This is a genomic window from Stakelama pacifica (genome assembly GCF_004361835.1).
Taxonomy (GTDB): domain Bacteria; phylum Pseudomonadota; class Alphaproteobacteria; order Sphingomonadales; family Sphingomonadaceae; genus Sphingomonas; species Sphingomonas pacifica.
This window is the reverse complement of the sequence record NZ_SNWD01000016.1, coordinates 1-20,718: the sequence shown is the minus strand read 5'-3', so window position 1 is coordinate 20,718 and position 20,718 is coordinate 1. Positions and strand designations below refer to the sequence as shown.

The 20,718-nt window shown below is 62.5% G+C and carries 23 protein-coding genes and 1 pseudogene; 12 read left to right on the top strand and 12 right to left on the bottom strand.

Features of this window, described 5'->3' with window-relative positions; translation table 11 throughout:
- Positions 1–40: 40 nt before the first annotated feature.
- Positions 41–772, bottom strand: coding sequence for a class I SAM-dependent methyltransferase (locus EV664_RS16845; RefSeq protein WP_133496888.1), 732 nt, complete (start codon positions 770–772; stop codon positions 41–43).
- Positions 773–863: 91 nt separating this feature from the next.
- On the opposite strand from EV664_RS16845, the gene mutM reads away from it, so the two are divergent.
- From mutM to EV664_RS16825, 4 genes are all read left to right on the top strand, one after another.
- The gene (gene mutM / locus EV664_RS16840; protein ID WP_133496887.1) at positions 864–1,676 is read left to right on the top strand and encodes a bifunctional DNA-formamidopyrimidine glycosylase/DNA-(apurinic or apyrimidinic site) lyase; all 813 of its coding nucleotides are present in this window, start codon (positions 864–866) and stop codon (positions 1,674–1,676) included.
- Positions 1,677–1,776: 100 nt separating this feature from the next.
- On the top strand, positions 1,777–2,040 hold the full coding sequence (rpsT, locus tag EV664_RS16835) for a 30S ribosomal protein S20 (protein WP_133496886.1): 264 nt from the start codon (positions 1,777–1,779) through the stop codon (positions 2,038–2,040).
- A gap of 429 nt (positions 2,041–2,469) precedes the next feature.
- On the top strand, positions 2,470–3,864 hold the full coding sequence (dnaA, locus tag EV664_RS16830) for a chromosomal replication initiator protein DnaA (RefSeq protein WP_133496885.1): 1,395 nt from the start codon (positions 2,470–2,472) through the stop codon (positions 3,862–3,864).
- A 76-nt stretch (positions 3,865–3,940) separates the two neighbouring features.
- A complete protein-coding gene (locus EV664_RS16825) occupies positions 3,941–4,474 on the top strand; it encodes a hypothetical protein (RefSeq protein ID WP_133496884.1) in 534 nt (177 codons plus the stop codon).
- Positions 4,475–4,536: 62 nt separating this feature from the next.
- On the opposite strand, the gene trpS is transcribed toward EV664_RS16825, so the two are convergent.
- Genes trpS through secB form a run of 3 tightly spaced genes read right to left on the bottom strand, consistent with a single transcriptional unit; the run spans position 4,537 to position 7,670 of the window.
- A complete protein-coding gene (gene trpS, locus EV664_RS16820; protein ID WP_133496883.1) occupies positions 4,537–5,544 on the bottom strand; it encodes a tryptophan--tRNA ligase in 1,008 nt (335 codons plus the stop codon).
- 8 nt (positions 5,545–5,552) lie between these two features.
- Positions 5,553–7,121, bottom strand: coding sequence for a murein biosynthesis integral membrane protein MurJ (gene murJ / locus EV664_RS16815; RefSeq protein ID WP_133496882.1), 1,569 nt, complete (start codon positions 7,119–7,121; stop codon positions 5,553–5,555).
- A gap of 36 nt (positions 7,122–7,157) precedes the next feature.
- Positions 7,158–7,670, bottom strand: coding sequence for a protein-export chaperone SecB (secB, locus tag EV664_RS16810; protein ID WP_133496881.1), 513 nt, complete (start codon positions 7,668–7,670; stop codon positions 7,158–7,160).
- Between the two features lie 156 nt (positions 7,671–7,826).
- Between secB and EV664_RS16805 the strand changes: the two genes are divergently transcribed.
- The 4 genes from EV664_RS16805 to EV664_RS16790 are packed head-to-tail and all read left to right on the top strand — an operon-like array spanning position 7,827 to position 12,019.
- On the top strand, positions 7,827–8,474 hold the full coding sequence (locus EV664_RS16805; RefSeq protein ID WP_268237688.1) for a Tim44/TimA family putative adaptor protein: 648 nt from the start codon (positions 7,827–7,829) through the stop codon (positions 8,472–8,474).
- A gap of 6 nt (positions 8,475–8,480) precedes the next feature.
- Positions 8,481–9,701: a murein transglycosylase A gene (mltA, locus tag EV664_RS16800; RefSeq protein WP_133496879.1), complete on the top strand. Its 1,221-nt coding sequence runs from the start codon at positions 8,481–8,483 to the stop codon at positions 9,699–9,701.
- Positions 9,682–10,248 carry a Smr/MutS family protein gene (locus tag EV664_RS16795; protein WP_133496878.1) on the top strand — a complete coding sequence of 189 codons (567 nt, stop codon included), beginning with the start codon at positions 9,682–9,684 and terminating at the stop codon, positions 10,246–10,248. Before mltA ends, EV664_RS16795 begins: the two co-directional genes overlap by 20 nt.
- A gap of 43 nt (positions 10,249–10,291) precedes the next feature.
- Complete coding sequence (locus EV664_RS16790) at positions 10,292–12,019, top strand: putative bifunctional diguanylate cyclase/phosphodiesterase (RefSeq protein WP_229668327.1); 1,728 nt, start codon at positions 10,292–10,294, stop codon at positions 12,017–12,019.
- Here EV664_RS16790 and dapE read toward each other — a convergent pair.
- Entirely contained in the window at positions 11,997–13,136 is a 1,140-nt protein-coding gene (dapE, locus tag EV664_RS16785) for a succinyl-diaminopimelate desuccinylase (protein ID WP_229668326.1), read from the bottom strand. The genes EV664_RS16790 and dapE overlap by 23 nt on opposite strands.
- 12 nt (positions 13,137–13,148) lie before the next feature.
- On the opposite strand from dapE, the gene EV664_RS16780 reads away from it, so the two are divergent.
- Positions 13,149–13,595 carry a cupin domain-containing protein gene (locus EV664_RS16780; RefSeq protein ID WP_133496877.1) on the top strand — a complete coding sequence of 149 codons (447 nt, stop codon included), beginning with the start codon at positions 13,149–13,151 and terminating at the stop codon, positions 13,593–13,595.
- Between the two features lie 39 nt (positions 13,596–13,634).
- Here the strand turns inward: EV664_RS16780 and EV664_RS16775 are convergent, their stop codons facing one another.
- The 7 genes from EV664_RS16775 to EV664_RS16745 form a co-directional block, all read right to left on the bottom strand.
- A complete protein-coding gene (locus EV664_RS16775; protein ID WP_133496876.1) occupies positions 13,635–14,297 on the bottom strand; it encodes a glutathione S-transferase family protein in 663 nt (220 codons plus the stop codon).
- A 170-nt stretch (positions 14,298–14,467) separates the two neighbouring features.
- Positions 14,468–15,118 (bottom strand): ribosome biogenesis GTP-binding protein YihA/YsxC, encoded by a 651-nt coding sequence (yihA, locus tag EV664_RS16770; protein WP_133496875.1) that lies wholly within the window; start codon positions 15,116–15,118, stop codon positions 14,468–14,470.
- Positions 15,099–16,820, bottom strand: coding sequence for a membrane protein insertase YidC (gene yidC / locus EV664_RS16765; protein WP_133496874.1), 1,722 nt, complete (start codon positions 16,818–16,820; stop codon positions 15,099–15,101). The genes yihA and yidC overlap by 20 nt, the downstream gene beginning before the upstream one ends.
- 3 nt (positions 16,821–16,823) lie before the next feature.
- Complete coding sequence (yidD, locus tag EV664_RS16760; RefSeq protein WP_133496873.1) at positions 16,824–17,081, bottom strand: membrane protein insertion efficiency factor YidD; 258 nt, start codon at positions 17,079–17,081, stop codon at positions 16,824–16,826.
- Positions 17,078–17,404: a ribonuclease P protein component gene (gene rnpA, locus EV664_RS16755; protein WP_133496924.1), complete on the bottom strand. Its 327-nt coding sequence runs from the start codon at positions 17,402–17,404 to the stop codon at positions 17,078–17,080. The genes yidD and rnpA overlap by 4 nt, the downstream gene beginning before the upstream one ends.
- Positions 17,401–17,535, bottom strand: a complete 135-nt coding sequence (gene rpmH, locus EV664_RS16750; RefSeq protein ID WP_010545931.1) for a 50S ribosomal protein L34 — start codon at positions 17,533–17,535, stop codon at positions 17,401–17,403. The genes rnpA and rpmH overlap by 4 nt, the downstream gene beginning before the upstream one ends.
- Before the next feature lie 87 nt (positions 17,536–17,622).
- Positions 17,623–17,922 (bottom strand): hypothetical protein, encoded by a 300-nt coding sequence (locus tag EV664_RS16745; protein ID WP_229668324.1) that lies wholly within the window; start codon positions 17,920–17,922, stop codon positions 17,623–17,625.
- 112 nt (positions 17,923–18,034) lie between these two features.
- Between EV664_RS16745 and EV664_RS16740 the strand changes: the two are divergent.
- The 3 genes and pseudogenes from EV664_RS16740 to EV664_RS16730 form a co-directional block, all read left to right on the top strand.
- Positions 18,035–18,682 (top strand): annotated as a pseudogene (locus tag EV664_RS16740) (magnesium chelatase domain-containing protein); the annotation flags it as partial.
- Between the two features lie 115 nt (positions 18,683–18,797).
- Positions 18,798–19,235: a toll/interleukin-1 receptor domain-containing protein gene (locus tag EV664_RS16735; RefSeq protein WP_133496871.1), complete on the top strand. Its 438-nt coding sequence runs from the start codon at positions 18,798–18,800 to the stop codon at positions 19,233–19,235.
- Positions 19,232–20,440, top strand: a complete 1,209-nt coding sequence (locus EV664_RS16730) for an outer membrane protein assembly factor BamB family protein (RefSeq protein WP_133496870.1) — start codon at positions 19,232–19,234, stop codon at positions 20,438–20,440. The genes EV664_RS16735 and EV664_RS16730 overlap by 4 nt, the downstream gene beginning before the upstream one ends.
- Positions 20,441–20,718: the final 278 nt, after the last annotated feature.

Below are 20,718 nucleotides of genomic sequence, written 5' to 3'. Positions count from 1 at the left end.
GCGCGCAGCCGGGGGATGGGATAAGGAAAGGCGCAACGGATCAGATCTTCCAGCCGCTATGGATCGCCACCAGTCCGCCGAGAATCGGTTCGACCTTGGTCTGTGCGAAGCCTGCCTCAGCGATCATGCCCCTGAACCTTTCCATATCGGGAAAGCGGCGGATCGATTCGATCAGATAGCGATAGCTGTCCTCGTCATTGGCGAGCAGCTTACCCAGTTTCGGCACCAGCCGGTGCGAATAGACGTCATAGACGTCCGCGAATCCCGGCCAGAGCGTGGTTGAGAATTCGAGGCAGTAGAACCGCCCGCCACGTTTCAGCACGCGATGCGCTTCGCTCAGCGCCGCTGGGATATCCGTCACGTTGCGAATGCCGAACGCGATCGTATAGGCATCGAAAAACCGGTTGGGAAATTGCAGCGTCTCGGCATTGGCCTCGGTCCAGACCAGCCCGTCGATGCCGCGCTTTGCCGCCCGGTCCATGCCCACTTCCAGCATCGCCGGATTGATATCGGCGACGGTGATCGCAGCGTCGCTTTCGGCCAGACGAAAGGCGATGTCGCCGGTGCCGCCCGCCATATCGAGAATCTGTTCGCCCTCGCGCGGTTTGACGCGGCGGACGAATCGATCCTTCCACAGCCGATGCATGCCGCCCGACATGGCATCGTTCATGAGATCGTAGCGCGCGGCCACATTGCGAAAGACATCGCCGACGCGGCGGGTCTTTTCGCCGGGCGCGACATCTTCATAGCCGAAGGATACGGTGTCGTTCATAACGGGGGCTTTCCGGAAAACATCTTGTCGCGCTCGCTCTAGCCAAGCCTTGTGGGCGGGGCAAACCCTGCCTAGCTGAATTGTTGAAACCATGCCCGAACTTCCCGAAGTAGAAACGACCGTTCGCGGTCTCGCCCCCGTGCTCGAAGGCCAGCGACTGGCCCGGGTCATCGCACGCCGCCCCGATCTGCGCCGACCGATTCCGGTCGATCTGGTGCAGCGGATGACCGGCGCGCGGGTGATCGGGCTGGGGCGGCGCGCGAAATACGGGCTGATCGACACCGATCGCGGCGACACGATGATCTTTCATCTCGGCATGTCGGGGCGCTGGCGAGTCGATCCGGGGGAATTGCTCACGCATGACCATCTGGTCATCGAAACCGAAGCGGGGCGCAGCGTCGCGCTCAACGATCCGCGGCGGTTCGGGTCGCTCGATCTGGTTGCGACCGGGGCGGTGGACCAATGGCCACCATTCGCTGCGATGGGGCCGGAACCGCTAGGTGAAGCGTTTACCGCCGATCATCTTGCCGCTGCCTTTGCGGGCCGGGCGGCGCCGGTAAAGGCGCGGCTGCTCGACCAGCGGGTGGTTGCGGGGCTGGGCAATATCTATGTGTGCGAAGCGCTGCACATGGCGGGGATCGCGCCCGGCCGTGCGGCGGGGCGAATCGGCAAAGCGCGGCTGGATCGGCTGGTCGAAGCGATTCGCGAGGTTCTGGCCGCTGCGATTCTTGCCGGCGGGTCGACGTTGCGCGATTATGCGCGGCCTGACGGTGAGCTCGGCTATTTTTCCAAGCAATGGCGCGTCTATGGCCGTGAAGGCGAGGCCTGCCTTTGCGGCGCAACGGTTCAGCGGCGCGTCGACAGCGGGCGATCGACCTTTTTCTGCGCGAAATGCCAGCGCTAAACGGTTGACGGGAACGGCCATAGCCGCTAATGGCCGCGCTTTCCCGGACGCCCGCATCGGTGCGGCGTCCATTTCGTTATAGCAGAATTCGAGGACGTACATGGCGAACACGCCACAGGCGAAGAAGCGTATTCGGCGCAACACGCGTCGCGCGGACATCAATGGTGCGCGGGTTAGCCGCATCCGCACCTTCGTAAAGCGCGTCGAAAACGCGCTTGATCAGGGCGACAAGGCAGCTGCTGCGGCAGCGCTGAAGGACATGCAGCCTGAACTGGCCCGCGGCGTGTCGAAGGGTGTGCTGCACAAGAATACCGCGTCGCGCAAATTGTCGCGCCTGACCAAGCGGGTCGCTGCGCTCGGCTGACGCCGAACCATCATTTCATTGAAATGGAATTGTAACCTCGCCGGTTTCCGGCGGGGTTTTTTTCGTGTGTCCGGCGCCCTTTCGGAACGTTTTCGGAACCCCTTGGAGGGAGCACGAGTCGAGTGAGATCGTGGTTCGGAATCGCTGACTAAAACACTGATAAATAACGATAATCGAAGAAATCCGACGCATTTGCTGCGCTGGCGGGCTGTCAACTTATATATTTCGGTTCAGTGACGGTTCCTCCACTTGATCGACTCGGCGATCCCTTTCTACACAGTCCCTCCCGGCGCGATGATATCCGCCGGGGTTCAAGCTGAAGCCTTGCGGGCCAGCCGGATGTCGATTCCGGCTGCGGGGGCTTTTTTGACTTTCGAATGCTGGCGTCCGGGAAAATGTATTTTCCGGCGGGGGGAGATTTTGCGCGTGATGGCCGAACAGACTGTCCTACCATCGAGCGCAAAGGCCGCTGCCTGGGATCGGGTACGCAAGAATCTTCGCGCTTCGGCTGGGCAACGCCTGTTCGACCAGTGGCTGCGCCCGATGGAGCTGATCGAGGAAAGCGATGCCGAAACGGTTCGGCTCGGTCTTCCCGCGGCGTTCATGACCAACTGGGTCCGCAACCATTATGCCGAGCGGCTGACCTTCGAGTTCCGCTCGCTGCTGCCGCAGATCCGTGCAGTATCGGTCGAAACGATTCGCGCTGCCAAGGCGCGTCAGCTTACCGCCCTGTCCACAGAGATCGCAGCAGAGACCGCTCCGAATCGGAGCGATGTCCGGTCGGCTCCCCGCGCCGAAGTGCAGCGGCCGCGATTCGATTCGCGCTACAGCTTCGATGCGTTCGTTACCGCGCCGTCCAACCGCGTGGCCTTCAACGCCGCCCGCGCGCTGGCCGAACCCGGCACGCCGCGCTTCAGCCCGCTCTACCTCCATTCCAGCACCGGACAGGGCAAGACCCACCTGATGCACGCCATCGGTCAGGCGTTTCTGGCGGCAGAGCCCGATGCGACCGCGATCTACATGCCGGCCGAGCGGTTCATGTTCGAATTCGTCCAAGCGCTGCGCGCGCGCGATACGATTGCGTTCAAGGAGCGGATTCGCGGCGTCGACCTGCTGATGATCGACGATCTTCAGTTTATCGGCGGCAAGGATTCGACGCAGGAGGAGTGCCTCCACACCGTCAATGAGTTCATGAATGCGGGCAAGCGGCTGGTCATCGCCGCCGATCGTTGCCCGCAGGCGCTGGAGGGCGTCGATAATCGCCTGATCGGGCGCCTTTCGTCCGGGCTGGTCGCCGATATCAAGGCACCCGAGCGCGAGCTGCGCCGTGCCATTCTCGACCGCAAGCTCGAGACTTCCGGCGTTCCGGTGCCCGAAGATGTTCTCGAACTGCTCGCCAGTCGAATCACCAGCAGCGTTCGTGAGCTGGAGGGCGCGCTGAACCGGATCGTCGCTTACGCGCAGCTGATCGGCGAAGAAGTGACGATGGAATTCGCGGTGCAGACGCTGGGCGAAGTCCTTGCCGGGCCGCGCAAGCGAATCACCATCGACGAAATCCAGCGCGCGGTTTCGAATCATTTCGACGTCCGGACGATCGACCTGCTGTCGGCGCGTCGTGCCGTTGTGATCGCCCGTCCGCGCCAGATCGCGATGTATCTCGCCAAGCGGCTGACCACGCGTTCGCTTCCTGAGATCGGACGGAAGTTCGGCAATCGCGATCATTCCACCGTGATCCATGCCGTCCGCCGGATCGAGGATCTGCGCACCAGGGATGCCGAGATCGATAATGCGGTGCGGTCGCTGACCCGCGAGCTGGAGGGCTGATCCGGACCCGATTCGATTGAACCTGCCATGCCTTTGCGGTGTTGGGAGGGCGATCAACCGGAATGAGGTCTAGAACATGAACTATCGTATCGCGGTCGGCCTGCCGTTTCTCGCCCTGCTCAGCGCATGCGGGGGGTCGGGCGAAGTTTCCTCAGGCAATGCCGAAGCTCCGAATCAGTCCGCTGTCTTGCTTAATGCGACATCCGATCCGCGCAACGAGGCGGAGCGATCAGACGCTGCGGAGGACGCAGGCAGCGCGGGAACGGCCCCGAGGCTTTCCGAGATAGCGCTTAAAAAAGGCGTCTACGCGCAGGTCGAGCGGGCGGACGGAACGCCGCAATGTCCACCCGCGCTGGCGGTGGTGGCAGTGTTCGACGGGAAAGGCTTCGATAGCCGCAACTCGGCCGACTGCACGTTCGTCCCGCTCAGCCGGGAGGACAGTATATGGTCGGGGACGCAGACCTGCACGGATCCGGCCTCCCGCTCGCAGCAAATGGAACAATGGACGGTGAAGGTGGATAGCGCGACGCGCTACACCCGCATCGGTTCGACCGGGCGTATCCATTATGCGCTTTGTCCGGACGAAAAACTGTCCGACTGGAATAGCTGAAGCGTCGCTGCGGGGCGGCCGGCGCCTTTGTTGCGCGCGTCGCCCCTGCCGCCCCGAAATCTTCAGACCTGAAGCCCGACCGCCTCTTGCGCTTCGCGAAGCGTCGGCGCGGCAAGCGCCGTTGCGCGCGCAGCGCCCTCGCGCAAATGCGCCTGCACCGCATCGGGCTGACCGCGCAGTTCGATCAGCCGCGCGCGAATCGGCGTGAGCACCGAAATGGCGAGATCGGCAAGCGCGGGTTTGAACGCGCCGAACCCCTGGCCGGCAAATTCCTCCACCACCGATTGCGGAGAGCGATCGGCGAGCGCGGCATAGATGGTCACCAGATTGCGCGCCTCGGCCCGCTCGGCCAGCGCCTTGAAATCGTCCGGAAGCGGCTCAGCATCGGTACGCGCCTTGCGGAATTTCTGCGCGATCAGATCGTCATCGTCGATCAGATTGACTCGCGACATGTCGGACGGATCGGACTTCGACATTTTTGCCGACCCGTCGCGCAAGCTCATGATGCGCGGCGCTGCGTCAGAAATCATCGGATCGGGGAGGGGGAAGAGCTCGACGCCGAAATCGGTGTTGAACTTGGTCGCGATATCACGGGCGAGTTCGAGATGCTGTTTCTGATCCTCACCAACCGGGACATGCGTTGCCTTATAGACCAGCACATCGGCGGCCTGCAGCACCGGATAGGTGAACAGGCCGACGCTCGCGCCTTCGCGATTCTTGCCCGCTTTGTCCTTCCACTGCGTCATCCGGTTGAGCCAGCCCATCCGCGCGGTGCCCTGCAATATCCAGCAAAGCTCGGCATGGGCGGGAACGCGCGCCTGATTGAACAGCACCGCCTTTGCCGGATCGATGCCCGCCGCGATCAGCGTGGCTGCCATTTCGATCGTGTGCGCGGCCAGATCCTTCGGATCGTTGGCGACGGTCAGCGCATGCAGATCTGCGAGGAAGAACAGGCAATCGCCGCCCTTCGCCGCGACCTCGTCCTGCATCGCGACCCATTGTTTGATCGCACCCAGATAATTGCCGAGATGAAGGTTGCCGGTGGTCTGAATGCCGGAAACGACGCGCATGATAGTTCCTACTTGCCTGGCTGTTTGCGACGCACCATCGCCGTGAGGTCGCTGATGCGATAGGCGCCGGTGACGATACAGGCGAGGCCATAGACCGCCACGCCGCCGCCGACCAGTGCCGAGAGTGCCACTGCTCGGGTAAACAGGTGCCCGGTGACATAAGGCTGGACGAGCGGATCGATGGCGAACAGCGTCGCGCCCATGATGATCGCAGCGAATGCCAGCCGCGGCAGGCGGCGGCGCAGCCGGTCGTCGAGCGACAGATGCCCGCGCTTGTGCAGCATGCGGTAGAGCAAGGCGACGTTGACGGTCGAGGCGATCGCAGTGGCGAGCGGCGGGCCGACATGCGCGATCAGCGGGATCAGCACCAGATTGCCGACGATATTCACGCCCACCGAGACGGTCGCATAGCGCATCGGTGTGCGGGTGTCGGCGCGCGCGTAAAAGCCGGGCGTCAGCACCTTCACCAGCACATAAGAGGGCAGGCCAAGCGAAAAGGCGGCGAGCGCCCAGCTCGATCGCTCAGCATCGAGCGCGGTGAACTGGCCGTGCTGGAATAGCCCGGCGATGATCGGCTGCGCAGCGACGATGAACGCGACAGTCGCTGGCAGGGTCAGGAACAGTGCCAGTTCGATCCCGCGATTCTGGGTTTCGCTCGCTTCGGCATCGCGGCCCGATCCGACCATGCGCGAAATCGTCGGGAGCAGAATCGTGCCGAGCCCGATACCGATCAGGCCCAGCGGCAACTGGTTCAGCCGGTCGGCATAATAGATGTAGGAAATCGACCCCGCATCGAGCAGGCCGCCGGCAAGTGCGGTCGAGATCAGCAGGTTGATCTGCGTCGCGCCCGATCCGGCCGCGGCGGGCAGAATCAGCCGGAACAATTCGCGCATATCCTTGTCGATGCGCGGAATTTTGAGGCGCAGTTTGACGCCCGACTGGCGGCAGGCGATCACCAGCCATGCGAGCTGCAACGCGCCGCCCACCGTCACTGAAATCGCCTGCACCCGCGCGGTCTCATAGGGACCATCGCCGTGGAAGAACCAGAGCCCGCCGATCATTGCAATGTTGAGCAGGATCGGCGCTGCGGCATTCACCCAGAAACGATCGATCGAATTGAGGATGCCGCCGAGCAGCGACACCAGCGAAATCATCGCGAGATACGGAATGGTGATCCGCGACAGCATCACGGCAAAGGCGAATTGTTCCGGCGTAGGGTCCTGAAACCCGCCCGACAGCCCCCGGGTGACCGGCCAGGCGGCGATCAGCATCAGCGCGGTGAACGCCACCAGGATGGGAAAGAGCATCGACAGCGCCCGCTCGGCGAAATCGAGCGCCGGGTCGAGATCGCCGTCTTCGCCCACCCGGCGGTTGAACAGGGGGATGAATGCCGCCGAAAACGCACCTTCGGCGAAAAAGGCGCGAAACATGTTGGGCAGGCGAAACGCGACCAGAAAAGCGTCGGACGCGAAACCCGCCCCGACAAAGGTCGCCTGCAACGTGTCACGGAACAGGGCGAGTACGCGGCTCGCCAGCGTCAGGCCACCGATGGAGCCCAGCGCGCGGGCAAGCTTCACGCCGGATTCTCCATCGGCTTTATGTCAGCGTTCGGATCAGGCGTTGCCGACCGGGGCGTCGCCCTGCGTCGCGGCCTGATGCTGTTGCAGCTGCTGCTGATACATTGCGTTGAAATCGAGCGGATCGAGGAGCAGCGGTGCGAAACCGCCGTCGCGCACCGCATCGGCCAGCACGCGGCGAGCGAAGGGGAACAGCAGGCGCGGCGCTTCGCCGAGCAGGAAGGGCTGAAGATGCTCCTGCGGCAGGTTGCGCAGCTGGAACAGGCCGGCATAAGTGAGGTCGACGAGGAACGTTACCTGACCGTCATGTTCGGCGCGCGCTTCGATCTTCAACAGGACTTCGTGAACATCGTCGCCGACCTGATTGACGCCGATATTGAACTGGACATCGATCTGCGGCGCGTTTTCACGCTGATACACATGCGGTGAATTGGGATTTTCGAACGAAAGATCCTTCACATATTGCGAAATCAGGTTCGCCATCGGCATATTGTCCGCGCCGTTCGCGGTCGTAGCGCCCGTGGTGACGAATTCGTCCTGCTCGGCCATTAAAATTCCTTCTCGTCGGATAAGCGCGGCATCTTCCGCGTTACTATGACGATCGCGCGTAGCAGCAGGGCAGCGCCAGTTCAACGGCCTCGGCGATGCCATTTGAAAGACGGCGATGTTACGCTTATGTTAGCGGACAAGAAAGTCGGAGGAACGGTGCTCATCTATATAGTTCTCCTCGCCATGGTGGCCGGTTTCCTGGCGCTTCGCCTGTATTCGGTACTCGGCAAGCGCACGGGACACGAACAGCCGCTGCCCAGACCTGCGGAGGAACGTACGTCGCAGCAGCCGCTGCCGCGTTCCGTCGACGCGCCTGCCGAACCGCGTGAAGGCGGCCCGCGTCTGATCGAACCCGGTGCTGAAGGCGGCGTTCGCCAACTGGTCGGTGCACGAACCGATTTCGACGTGGGGCAATTCGTCGAAGGCGCGCGCTCGGCCTATAAGATGATTCTGGAAGCCTTCTGGAAGGGCGATCGCGAGACGCTCGACTGGCTGGTGGCCGGTGATGTCAAAGCCGCGTTCGAATCGGCGATCGATGCACGCGAACAGGCAGGACATCGCCTCGAAAACCGGCTTGTGTCGATCGAGCGGGCGGTGATCGCCGATGCCGGCATCGAAGGCAGCGAGGCCCGGGTCACGGTGCGGTTCGATGCCGATATTGCGGCGGTAACGCGCGATGCCGAGGGCGAAGTCGTCGCCGGTTCGCTGAGCGATGCGGTGCAGACGCACGACCTGTGGACCTTTGGCCGAAATCTGCGCAGCGACGATCCGAACTGGAAGCTGGTCGAAACCGACGAGGCCTGAGAGGCGATGCGTAAAGCGGGGGGAATAGCGTCGGCTGGTCTGGCGCTGATGGTTTCAGCCTGTTCGGGTTCGCAGACGCCGCCGCCTTCTGATCCAACTCCCGCTGCTCCGCCGCAAAAGCCTGCGCCGGACAAGGCAGGAACTCCGAAAGCGCAGGATGCCTCGGCAGCTGGGGTGGTTGCCGGGCCGCCATTGGATACGCTGCCCGTTACCGAAGAAATGGCAGCGCGGGCGCTGACCGCCTTTCGGATTTCCTGTCCGGCGCTCGTCAAACGTAACGATCGCAGCGGCCTTAGTGAGGGCAATGACTGGCGCGAGGCGTGCGATGCCGCAGCGAATGTTGCGCCCGGCGCGGCGCGCAATTTCTTCCTGAACCATTTCGCTGCGGTTCGCGTGGGTGACGGCAAGGCGTTCGCGACGGGCTATTATGAGCCGGAGATACGCGCCGCGCGAAACCGGGGCGGGGTGTATCAAACGCCGATCTATGCCCGGCCCGCCGATCTGGTCGATGTCGATCTCGGCCGGTTCAGCGAGTCGCTTTCGGGAAAGCACGTGCGTGGCCGGGTCGATGGCACTGACCTGGTGCCTTATTATGACCGTGCCGAGATCGAGGAAGGTGCGCTTGACGGGCGCGGGCTCGAGCTTGCCTGGGCAGCGGACCCGGTCGAAGTGTTTTTCCTGCAAATTCAGGGTTCGGGCAGGTTGCGCCTGCCCGATGGCTCCGTGATTCGCATCGGCTATGCCGGGCAGAACGGGAGAAGCTATACCGGCATCGGCAGGCTGATGCTCGATCGCGGGCTGATCGGGCGCGATCAGGCGTCGATGCAGGGCATGGTCGCATGGCTGCACGCCAACCCCGAACAGGGCCGTGCGATCATGCGTGAAAATAAGAGTTTCGTGTTCTTCCGCGTGCTTGACGGGCCGGGGCCGCTCGGTGCGCTCGGCCTGCCGGTGACCGCGCGGGCGAGCGTTGCCGCCGATCCCGATTTCGTGCCGCTCGGCGCTCCGGTGTTCCTTACGACCGATCGCGGCGAAGCGAACGGACTGTGGGTGGTGCAGGATACCGGCGGCGCGATCAAGGGGGCGAACCGGTTCGACACCTTTTGGGGCGCAGGCGATTCGGCGCGCGAAATAGCGGGGGGCATGTCGGCGCGCGGAACCAGCTATATCCTTCTGCCCAAAGCAGCGGCAGAGCGGGCGATCGCGCATGGCACGCCGGGATCTTAGTCCCGAAGAAGCGGCGATCTGGGCGCGGGTAAAGGCCACGGTCCGGCCATTACGACGCGATTCACCTCCGCGCCCGCAACCGGTCGCGCCGCCGGTCGATGTCCGGGCTGCGCCGCCGCCGCCGCCGAAAAAGCGCGCCGGGCGTGTGCCGCCGGTTCAGCACAAGGCCGAGCCGCGAGCGATGGTGCGGGCGATGCCCAATACGCTCGATGCGGGCTGGGACCGCCGGATCGGCAAGGGGCAGATCATCCCCGATTCGAGCATCGACCTGCACGGCCACAGCCTTGCCAGTGCGCATGCGACGCTTGAGCGCGGACTGGCCGGAGCGGTTGCGCGCGGCGACCGCGTGTTGCTGATCGTCACCGGAAAGCCGCCGCGCCCGGGTGTCGAACGGCCCTTTGCGCGCGGAGCGATTCGGGCGGCGGTGCACGACTGGCTCGCGATATCGCCGCATTCCGGCCATATCGCCGCTGTCCGGGGCGCGCATCCGCGTCATGGCGGGCAGGGTGCTATTTATATCGTCCTGCGGCGAAATCGGACGGTCTGATTAAGCTGTATTAACCTTTTTGGCGTATCGTCGTATTTCGAAGATGCGCAGCATAGATGTCTTTATAAAGATGCTCGGCAAGCCGTGGCGTTTGGGTACGGTGTCACCGGGGATCGGCGCTCTGCCGGTTGCGGTTGCGGCAGGGCTGGTGGCGTTCCTCCTTGCGCTCTGTTTTTCGGGTTCGCGCGATGTCCGTTTCGCCGATGTCCGGGGTGCGGCCGTTCCCGCCATTATCTGCGCGCTATTGTGCTGGCTGGCGGCGCGGCGTTCCTTTGCCGCTATCGGAGCGGCGCTCGATGCCGCGATCGCGCGGCTGGCGCAGGCGGCGAACGGTGATCTGCGCAGCCCGGTACCGCATGAGGTGAAGCGGCGTGCACCACGCCTCGCCCGTGCGATGGAGCGATTATTCGGTCAGCTCAATTCCAACCTCGAAAATGTGCAGCGTCTGGCGATGGTCGATCCGGTGACCGGCCTCGCCAACCGCATCGGCTTTCGTCGCAATTGCGAGCATGTGCTGGCCGATATGAGCGATTCGCGCCGGGCAGCGATGTTCTTCATCGACCTCGACCGGTTCAAGCAGGTCAACGATACGCTGGGCCATGCCGAAGGCGACATGCTGTTATCGCTGGTCGCCAATCGTTTATGCGCGGTGGCCGGTCGCTTCGCGGGCGATGAAGGGTTCAGCCCGCTGGTCGGCCGGATCGCAGGCGATGAATTCACCCTTTTCTATCCGGACATCGTGGATGCCGCAGAGGCCGATCGCGTCGGCCGGGCGATTCTCGGGGCATTCGACATGCCTTTCACACTCACCGATCAGCCGGTGCAGGTCGGCGCGTCGGTCGGGGTTGCGATATACCCGGGTCATGGCGTGACGCTGAACGAGCTGATGCGCGCCGCCGATGCCGCCATGTATCATGCAAAGGCGCATGGCCGGGGCAGGGTGGAACTGTTCGGCGACCGGCTGGCCGGAACGATCGCCGGTCGTGCGCAGATGGAGAGCGACCTTCGCGAGGCGCTGGATCAGGGGCAGTTCGCGCTGGTCTTTCAGCCGCAGGTCAGTGCCCGGACGGGGGCGGTGGTGGGCGCGGAGGCGCTGCTGCGCTGGCTTCACCCCGACGGGCTGCGGATGCCGCTGGAATTCATCCAGCGCGCCGAAGAAAGCGGGCTGATCGTCGAAATCGGCGAATGGGTGACGCAGCAGGTCGCGCAGACGATCCGGCGCTGGCATGTCGCGGGCATGACGCAGCGGCTGGGCGTCAATATCAGCGCGCGCCAGCTCGACCATGCGACCTTCTTTCTGGGGTTGCGCAAGGCGCTGCGCGACGCCGACGCGCCCGCCGCGCTGCTTGAGCTTGAGCTGACCGAAACGCTGGCGATGAACTGCAGCGACGAAGTGCTCGACGCGATCGCTGCGCTGCGCGGCGACGGGGCAAGCGTTGCGATCGATGATTTCGGCACCGGCTATTCGAACATGGCGCGATTGCAGCGACTGCCGGTCGACCGGATCAAGCTCGACCGGACGCTCATCGTCGATATTGCCGAACGCGCCGAAACCCGTGCCATCGCGCAGGCGGTGATCGCGCTGATCCACGGTATCGGGTGCGAGGCAGTGGCGGAGGCGATCGAAACGCCGGATCAGGCCGAAACGCTGCGAATCATCGGCTGCGACATTTTACAGGGCTATGCGATTGCCGAGCCGATGCCTGAGGATCATTTCCTCGAATGGATGGGCAGAAGCGAAGAGCAGGTCACCCTTCGAAGACCCGCATAAGGATATCGGCATAGATGGCGCGCAGCTGTTCGAGATCCGCCAGCGCGACCGCTTCGTCGAGCTTGTGCATCGTCGCATTAAGCAGGCCGAATTCGACCACCGGGCAGACATGGGTGAGGAACCGCGCATCCGATGTGCCGCCGGTGGTCGACAATTCAGGCCGTGCGCCGGTCGCTGCTTCGATCGCATCGCCGACCAGATCGGAAAGCGGACCGGGCCGGGTCAGGAACGCCTCCCCCGACACGATGCCGGAAACGCGTGCTTCCGGGGTATGAGGGCGTACGGTGCGCTCGATCAGCGCAATCAGCGCCTCGCCCTTGTGCAGATCGTTGAAGCGGATGCTGAGCCGCGCTGTGGCATGGCCGGGAATGACATTATGCGCCGGATTGTCGACGCTGATGTCAGTGACTTCGATATTCGAGGGCTGAAACCAGTCGGTGCCCTGATCGAGCTCGATCGCATCGATCGCATTCAGTGCAGCGACCAGCTTCGGGATCGGATTATCGGCGAGATGCGGATACGCGACATGCCCCTGTTTGCCGGGCACATCGATCCAGATATTGACCGAGCCCCGCCGCCCGATCTTGATCATATCGCCGAGCCGTTGAACCGAACTCGGTTCGCCGACCAGACACATATCGGGCGCAACGCCCGTTTCGCGCATCCGGTCGATCAGCGCGCGCGTGCCGAACACTGCCGGTCCCTCCTCATCGCCGGTGATGATGAGGGTGATCGCGCCGCTTTCCTGTTCGGGCGGGATCGCGGCGACAAAGGCAGCGATCGCGCCCTTCATATCCACCGCACCGCGCCCATGGAGCAGGCCGCCGCGAATCTCGGCAGCGAACGGATCGCTCGCCCAGCCCTTGCCCGGCGGCACGACATCGAGATGCCCGGCAAAGGCGAAATGCGGGCCGCCGCTGCCGCGCGTGGCAAGGAGGTTTTCGACCGGCCCGTCAGGCGCTTCGCCCGCGACGAAGCGATCCACGCGGAACCCGAGCGGGACCAGCGCCGCCTCCAGCACATCGAACACCGCGCCCCTTGCCGGGGTCACGCTTTCGGCGTTTATCAGGCGGGTGGCGAGCGCCGTCGCTTCGGTCATGGTGTCGCTATTCGTCATGGGAGATATGCATTGCCCAAGCTGAACCTCGATACAATCCCGCAGTCGAACCGGACCGGCTATCCGGCCGAATATGCCGACAAGGTCGCGGGCCGCTGGTATCGGCGGCTCGGCCCGGCGGGCGGGCTGACCCAGTTCGGGGTGAGCCATGTCACGCTGAAACCCGGCGCATGGTCGGCGCAGCGCCATTGGCATGCGGGCGAGGATGAATTCGTCGTCATGCTGGCCGGGGAGGCGGTGCTGGTCGACGATTCGGGCGAAACGGTGCTGCGCCCCGGCGATTGCGCGGCCTTTCCGATGGATGACGGCAACGGCCATGTTTTGCAGAATCGCGGCGATACCGACTGTGTTTTCATTGCCGTCGGGCGGCCCCCGACCAGCGACTGCCACTATCCCGATATCGATATGCATCTGGGCGCGGACGGCCGGTATCGCCGCAAGGACGGCAGCGAATTTTGATCCGGGCGGGCGCGGTCCGTTCTGGTTGGGCCTTGCCGGTCAGACAGCTTGCGGTTCGAATCGCTCGATCACCCAGTCTTCTTCCTGCGCGGCTGCGATCCAGTCCTGCATCCAGCGATGCTGAAGCACCGCATTCATATACGCAGGGGCGAACCGGGCGACGGGAAGCTGATAGCTGACGATCCGCGTCACCACCGGCGCGAACATGATATCGACCGCGCCGAATGCGCCGAACAGGAAATCGCCGTCGCCGCCGAACCGCGCGCGTGCCTGCGCCCATAGCTCCATGATGCGCGACAGATCGGCAAGCACATCATCGTCGGGGCGCCGGGCCGGAAATACCTGCCGGATGTTCATCGGGCATTTGCGGCGAAGCGCGGTGTAGCTCGAATGCATTTCGGCCGCCATCGATCGCGCCATCGCGCGCGCGGCGTCATCCTTCGGCCAGAAGCGCGTATTGCCGGTGCGATCGTTCAGATAATCGACGATCGCCATACTGTCCCATACGACCGCATCGCCGTCCCACAGGATCGGCACCTTGCCCGATGAGGGGGCGAATTCATCGCCCTCGCGCCGCTGATCCCATTCGCCGTCATAGAGCGGGACCACCGCTTCCTCGAACGGAAGGCCGGACTGTTTGCAGGCGAGCCAGCCGCGCAGCGACCAGGAGCTATAGGCCTTGTTACCGATGATCAGTTTCATGGGCGAGGGGATAGCGGGCGGATGCCAGCGCGGCAATGCACGTTCGCTCAGGTCGCCAGTTCGCATCATTCCCGCGAAAGCGGGAGTCAGAATTGGCTTGTGCGCCTTTCGCCCCGGATTTCCGCGTGCGCGGGAATGACAAAGGGTTGTTGGCTTAATGCGGCGAAATGTCAGGTAACCGCTTCGAACACCGCAGCGCGCAGTTCCGGAATGCCCATGCCCTTTTCCGACGACGTCGCGATCACGTCAGGATGGGCGGCGGGGCGTTTGCGCGCCACCGCTTCGGTTTCCTGCAGCACGCGGGCGAGCTCGGTCGCCTTTACCTTATCGGCCTTGGTGAGGACGAGGCGATAGCTGACCGCAGCACCATCGAGCATATCGAGGATCTCGGCATCGACAGGTTTGATCCCGTGACGCGAATCGATGAGCACGAGCGAGCGCTTCAGCACCACCCGCCCGCGCAGAAAGTCATTCACCAGAAAACGCCATTTCTTAACGACATCCTTCGGCGCTTTGGCAAAGCCGTAGCCCGGCATATCGACCAGCCGGAAAAGCAGCGGATCGCCCACGTCGAAGAAGTTCAGCTCCTGTGTGCGTCCCGGTGTGACCGAGGTGCGCGCAAGGCTGTTGCGATTGGTCAGCGCGTTCAGCAGCGAGGATTTGCCGACATTCGACCGACCGGCAAATGCCACTTCGGGCACCGCCGGATCGGGCAGAAATTGCAGCGCGGGTGCCGATTTCAGGAACGCGATCGGTCCGGCAAAGACCTTACGCGCCTGCTCGACCAGTTCGGGATCGAACTCAGCCACCGGTGCCTGCATCGGCTTTTTTCTTCAGCGCCGGGTGGCGGCTGTAGAGGAATTGCTGTTGCGCGATGGTGAGCACGTTCGAGGTGATCCAGTAAATCTGAAGCCCGACCGCGAACGGTGCCATGATGAACATCATCACCCAGGGCATCAGGCCGAAAATCTGCTTTTGCGTATCGTCCATCGGTGCCGGGTTCAGGCGGAACTGGAAGAACATCGAAATGCCCAGCAGGATCGGCACCACGCCGATATGCAGGAAGCCCGGCGGGTCGAACGGGATCAGCCCGAACAGATTGACCGGGGTCAGCGGGTCGGGCGCGGACAGATCCTTGATCCACAGAATGAACGGCTGGTGCCGCATTTCGATGGTCAGCATCAGCACTTTATACAGCGCGAAGAACACCGGAATCTGAAGCAGGGTGGGGGCGCATCCGCCGAGCGGATTGACCTTCTCCTCCTTATACAGCTTCATCATTTCCTGCTGAAGCTTCGGCTTGTCCTCCTTATGCCGTTCCTGCAGCGCCTTCATCTTCGGCTGCAGCGCGCGCATTCCGGCCATCGACGCGAATTGCTTCTGCGCGATCGGGAACATCAGCCCGCGAATGGTGAAGGTCAAAAGGATGATCGCGAAACCGAAATTGCCGATATGGCGGAACAGCCAGTCGAGATAATAGAAGATCGGCTTTTCAACGATTTCGAACCAGCCCCAGTCGATCGCCTTGTCGAACAGTTCGATATGGCCGTCATTCTGATAATGCTGGAGCAGCGACACATCCTTGCCGCCCGCAAAGAAGCGCGAGGTGTAGCTCAGCTGCTTGCCCGGTGCGATCATGCCGACATTGGCCGGGGCATAATCGGCCTGATAGCTGTCATTGCCGCCGGCGCGGAACTGGCCCGCAAACGGTATCGACTGATCGGGCACGAGCGCGGTGAGCCAGTATTTATCGGTGAAGCCAAGCCAGCCGCCGGTCGAATCGAATTTGGCGGGCGCGTCTCTCAGATCCTTGAAATCGATGCCGTAATCCGCCGAACCGTTATAGGCCGCCATCGGACCGGTATGGATCGTCCAGGTATCCTTGTCCTTCGATTCGCCGGTGCGGTTGACCAGTGCATAGGGGACGGCCTGAACCGGCACATTGCCGCCATTGCCGACCGTCTGTTTGACGGTGAACATATATTGGTCGTCAACCGCGATCTCGACCTGAAAGCGCTGGCCCTGACCGTTATCGGCGGTCAGCGTGACCGGCTTTCCGGGCGCGAGTACCGGATTGCCGCTCGCCTGCCACACCGTATCGGCGCCGGGCGCTTTCACGCCCTCGGTACGCCAGCCGAACCCGGCGAAATAGGCGCCGGGCGCGCCCGCAGGCGACAGCAGGCGGATCGGCGGTGAATTTTTCGCGATCGTCTCGTCATATTGTTTCAGGACGAGATCGTCGATCCGCGCGCCGCGAAGGTTGATCGATCCTTTCAGCGTCGGCGTATCGATCGGGATTCGCTTGCTTTCGGACAGCACCTGCGCACGGTCGCGAGTCGCCGCGGGGGAGTCGGCGGTCGGGTCGGCAGCGGGATTGGGCTTCGGCTCGGTCTTCACGCCGCTTTGCGCGGTGGTCGGCTCGGGACTGGCGGGCATGAAATGATCGACGATCGGCTGCCATGCGAACAGCACGAACGCGGCGATCACCGCGAAGATGATGAAATTCTTGTATTCGTCCTTCACCAACTATTCCCCGCCATGGCGATGACAGCATTTTCGTGTCTCGCCCGATTCCGGAACGGGATCGTAACCCGATCCGCCCCAAGGATGGCAGCGGGCAATGCGACGAAGCGCAAGCCAGCTACCTTTCAGCGCGCCATAGCGGCGTAACGCCTCGATTGCATAGGCCGAACAGGAGGGTGTGTAGCGGCAAGTGGGCGGCAGGATAAGCGACGGGCCATATTGCCATCCGCGCGCGAGCAGGATGAGCAGCTTCGCGATCACCGCGCCAGCTTCCCCAGCGCCTTTTTCAGTTCGACCCTGAGCCGTGAAAAATCACGCTCGATTCCGCCCGGCCGACCGATCAGTACATGATCGGCGCCGGCAATGCCCGAATCGGGCAGGACGTCCCGGACCAGAGCCCGGAACCGCCGTTTCATGCGATTGCGCACCACGGCATTTCCCACCTTTTTCGAAACGGTGATGCCGATGCGCTTCGTGGCATCGCCATCATCCCGCGCGCGGACCAGCAGGACGAAACCGGGCATCGGGGCTCTCGCCCCCCGGTTTGCCGCCAGATAGTCCGCGCGGCGGGTAAGTTGTGTCAGGCCGACAGCTTCTTGCGACCGCGTGCACGGCGTGCCCGGATCACGTTGCGGCCGCCCGGAGTCGCCATGCGTGCACGGAAACCGTGACGGCGCGCGCGCACCAGATTGCTCGGCTGAAAAGTCCGCTTCATCGCTCATTCCCTAGGTATTCAAAACTAAAAGGGCCGCCATAGCGGCGGCCTTGACGGGCGGGTCCATAAGCGAGAGTGCACTTTAAGTCAACGCGCGGCGCGCTTTTCCCGCTTTCTGCGCCGCTGCGCACTGCGCCTGCGCAATGCCCGGTCGACCAGATCGCCGACGCGCGGCCAGCGGCGCTTGGCCCGGACGAAATGCTTTCGCGCCATCTGCGAATTCTGAAGGACCAGCACCAGCCCGGCGGCGAACACGAATATCCCGCCCGGCCCCGGAATCGCTCCGACAATCGGCGATATGATGACCAGCAGCACGCCGACGCACAGCAGCGGCAGGCGGAACAGACCGCCGAAGCGGGAAGGGGAAATGCCGGACACGGCCTGCATATGGGTGGTCGTCCGGCACCAGTGCAAGCGCTTTGCGCACGCCCCTGCGTTCGACCGGTGTTCCGCAGCGCTGAAAAAACGGTATGAGGATGGCCGGCAGGGGGGAGTTCATATGGTCGCGATCGTCTCGACAGTGGCGTATCTCGGGCTCGATGCGCGCGCAGTCGAGGTTCAGGTGCAGGTGGCGGCGGGGGTTCCCGCCTTTGTGATTGTCGGTCTGCCGGACAAAGCGGTCGCCGAAAGCCGCGAACGCGTGCGCGCCGCAATGGCAGCGATCGGGCTCGCGCTGCCGCCCAAGCGGATCACGGTGAACCTGTCGCCCGCCGACCTGCCCAAGGAAGGATCGCATTTCGACCTGCCGATCGCGCTAGGCGTGCTGGCCGCAATGGGCATCGCCGATGCTGAGGCGCTGGCGGGCTATGTCGTGGTGGGCGAGCTTGGCCTCGACGCCCGCATCGCTGCGTCGCCCGGCGTGCTGCTCGCCGCTTTGCATGCAGGTGCGGTCGATAAGGGGCTGATCTGCCCGGCGGTGCAGGGGGCGGAGGCGGCCTGGGCGGCATCGGTCGAAGTGGTCGCCGCGCCCGACCTGATCGGGCTTCTCAACCATCTGAAAGGACAGCAACTGCTTTCCGCGCCGGTCGCGGGCGCGGTGGAAGCGCGCTTCGACGGCCCCGATCTCAAACAGGTAAAGGGGCAGGAGACCGCGAAGCGCGCGCTGGAAATCGCGGCGGCGGGCGGTCACAATATGCTCCCGATGGGTACGTAAAGACCCTTGCCGATCACCATTGTGCGTGACAGACCGAGGCTCAGCAGCAAAGCCTCAAAAATAGGGGCGCGAGGCCCGAAGTGTCACGATGGGAATGGGGCGATAGAGGGTGAGCATATTCATCTCATACGCTAAAGAAGACACGGAGTTTGCTCACGAACTCTACAGTGCGCTTAAAGCTAGAGGGCTGGAGCCGTGGATGGATAAGCCTCCCGCGCCCTATCAGGCGGACGGCTTGATACCTGGAGAAGATTGGCGGCGGAGGCTTTCCGAAGAGATCAGGCGCGCTGTGAGGGTGATTCTGGTTCTCTCGTCAACGTCAATCGCGAAGGTAGGATATGTGCAAAACGAGTTTCGGTTGGCGCTAGAGGCAATGGCCTACATGCCTCCAAATACACGGTTTGCGATACCCTTGCTGATCGAAGACTGCACACCACCTGATCTTGTAGTAGGCAGCATTAGCTTAGCCAACCTCCAATGGACGAATCTCGACGAAATAGAGATGGATGTGTTTCTTAATATGGTAGAGGCGGACCTCGGCAGATGACGATCAAAACCGGAACCGCGCGAGCTAGAATCGTTTGGAAGATTCAGATTGGCAGTATCCAGAGCCGCAATACGATGATTGTCCAAGGGGGGCACCTTTTCTTGGGCACGTGTGGCAAGCGCTGGAATCAGCGAGACAAAGATGACGGCGTCTACTGCATCGATGTGAAGAGTGGCGAGGTTGTGTGGTTCACCCCTACTCTTTCCGACGTCAATGAGATCGTAGTGGTGGGTAGGCAAATCATTGCGCCGACCGACTCAGGCGATGTGTTTGTTATCGATTCTGCAAACGGTGAAATCGCAGAGATTTACCGCGCAGACTCACCCGTGTTTGGCGAGCCGTTGACCTTCCAAGCGGTGGGGGCGTGGAAGGCGTTCTTCGCATCTCATTTGGGGACATTCTATTATGTCGAGAGCGGTTCAAGCATTCTGCATACGCTAGGAGAACGCGGGGGTGGGTTTCGTGCCGGACTAATGCCGATCGGTTCCGACGGCTTTGTCGCTGTCGCTGAGAATGGAGATGTCCTAAAAGGGTCGCTTCAAACAGGAAAGTTGCTAACTCATCCGATTGCTTTGGCACCTGATGGAGAGTTTGCAGGAGGCACCTCAATCTCATCTAGGCCGCTCGTCATCGGCGACAAAGCTTATATCGGCTTCGCGAGATGTACGTACGACCGCAACCCGGCAGTTTTTTGTGTCGATCTGCGCGAAGAAAGTGTTGTGTGGGCGGCGTCTAATTCTGACGAAAAAGAGTCGTTCGGAAATTGTCGCACCACTCCTGTGATGGTCGCGAATAAACTAGTTGTGGCTAGCGCGTACACCGATCGTCTTGCCTTCCTTAGCCCTGATACCGGTGAACTTATTGGCGGCGTTAAGTTGGGATTGAATGTCTTTCAGCAATGGTCTTCGCCTGTTCAGATAAGTCCCCACCACGTCGCTATTGGTAGAGTTGACGGTGTCTGCTCGATTGTTGATGTGGTCAACGAGGAGCTTGTCTCTTCTATCTCTCTTGCCACGCCGGAGACCGAGCGATTGGGTCGGGTCAATCTGGGGAAAGAATACCAAGAACATAACTACGGTCTTTATCCCGGGGAACCTGCGCCCGTAGGCGGCATTTGTGGAACTCCGAGTGTCAGTGGTAGCTCACTGTTCGTGGGAACGACGGCGGGAACGTTGGCTCGGATCGACTTTTCTCTTGCGCATTAAATCGCCTTGGAGCCGCCTTGTGTACGGCAGTCGTGTTCTAGGATGTAATGATGTCGAGCGGCTCCCCCGTTCCCGGTCAAAAGTACGTTAGGCATCACTAAAGCCGCATCGTTGAAAACCTAAAGAGCCGGTCGGACCTCGGTATCTTCTTCGCTATCGCGGGCCCGCCTGCCGCTTCCTGAATGGTCTGAGCCCCTAGATTTCCTCCATTGATAGGTAGAGTCCGGCCTTCGACAAGGAGACGGACGAATGAAGCGATCGAGGTTCAGCGAGGAGCA

Bases quoted from the DNA above. Each gene is read 5' to 3' on its own strand.
- EV664_RS16795 (WP_133496878.1), top strand. From the start codon at position 9,682: ATGGCACGCCGGGATCTTAGTCCCGAAGAAGCGGCGATCTGGGCGCGG.
- mutM (WP_133496887.1), top strand. From the start codon at position 864: ATGCCCGAACTTCCCGAAGTAGAAACGACCGTTCGCGGTCTCGCCCCC.
- yihA (WP_133496875.1), bottom strand. From the start codon at position 15,118: ATGCAGGCACCGGTGGCTGAGTTCGATCCCGAACTGGTCGAGCAGGCG.
- mltA (WP_133496879.1), top strand. From the start codon at position 8,481: ATGCGTAAAGCGGGGGGAATAGCGTCGGCTGGTCTGGCGCTGATGGTT.
- rpmH (WP_010545931.1), bottom strand. From the start codon at position 17,535: ATGAAGCGGACTTTTCAGCCGAGCAATCTGGTGCGCGCGCGCCGTCAC.
- EV664_RS16745 (WP_229668324.1), bottom strand. From the start codon at position 17,922: ATGCAGGCCGTGTCCGGCATTTCCCCTTCCCGCTTCGGCGGTCTGTTC.
- EV664_RS16790 (WP_229668327.1), top strand. From the start codon at position 10,292: ATGCGCAGCATAGATGTCTTTATAAAGATGCTCGGCAAGCCGTGGCGT.
- rpsT (WP_133496886.1), top strand. From the start codon at position 1,777: ATGGCGAACACGCCACAGGCGAAGAAGCGTATTCGGCGCAACACGCGT.
- trpS (WP_133496883.1), bottom strand. From the start codon at position 5,544: ATGCGCGTCGTTTCCGGCATTCAGACCACCGGCAACCTTCATCTCGGC.
- EV664_RS16825 (WP_133496884.1), top strand. From the start codon at position 3,941: ATGAACTATCGTATCGCGGTCGGCCTGCCGTTTCTCGCCCTGCTCAGC.
- dapE (WP_229668326.1), bottom strand. From the start codon at position 13,136: ATGACGAATAGCGACACCATGACCGAAGCGACGGCGCTCGCCACCCGC.
- dnaA (WP_133496885.1), top strand. From the start codon at position 2,470: ATGGCCGAACAGACTGTCCTACCATCGAGCGCAAAGGCCGCTGCCTGG.
- secB (WP_133496881.1), bottom strand. From the start codon at position 7,670: ATGGCCGAGCAGGACGAATTCGTCACCACGGGCGCTACGACCGCGAAC.
- EV664_RS16730 (WP_133496870.1), top strand. From the start codon at position 19,232: ATGACGATCAAAACCGGAACCGCGCGAGCTAGAATCGTTTGGAAGATT.
- EV664_RS16845 (WP_133496888.1), bottom strand. From the start codon at position 772: ATGAACGACACCGTATCCTTCGGCTATGAAGATGTCGCGCCCGGCGAA.
- EV664_RS16775 (WP_133496876.1), bottom strand. From the start codon at position 14,297: ATGAAACTGATCATCGGTAACAAGGCCTATAGCTCCTGGTCGCTGCGC.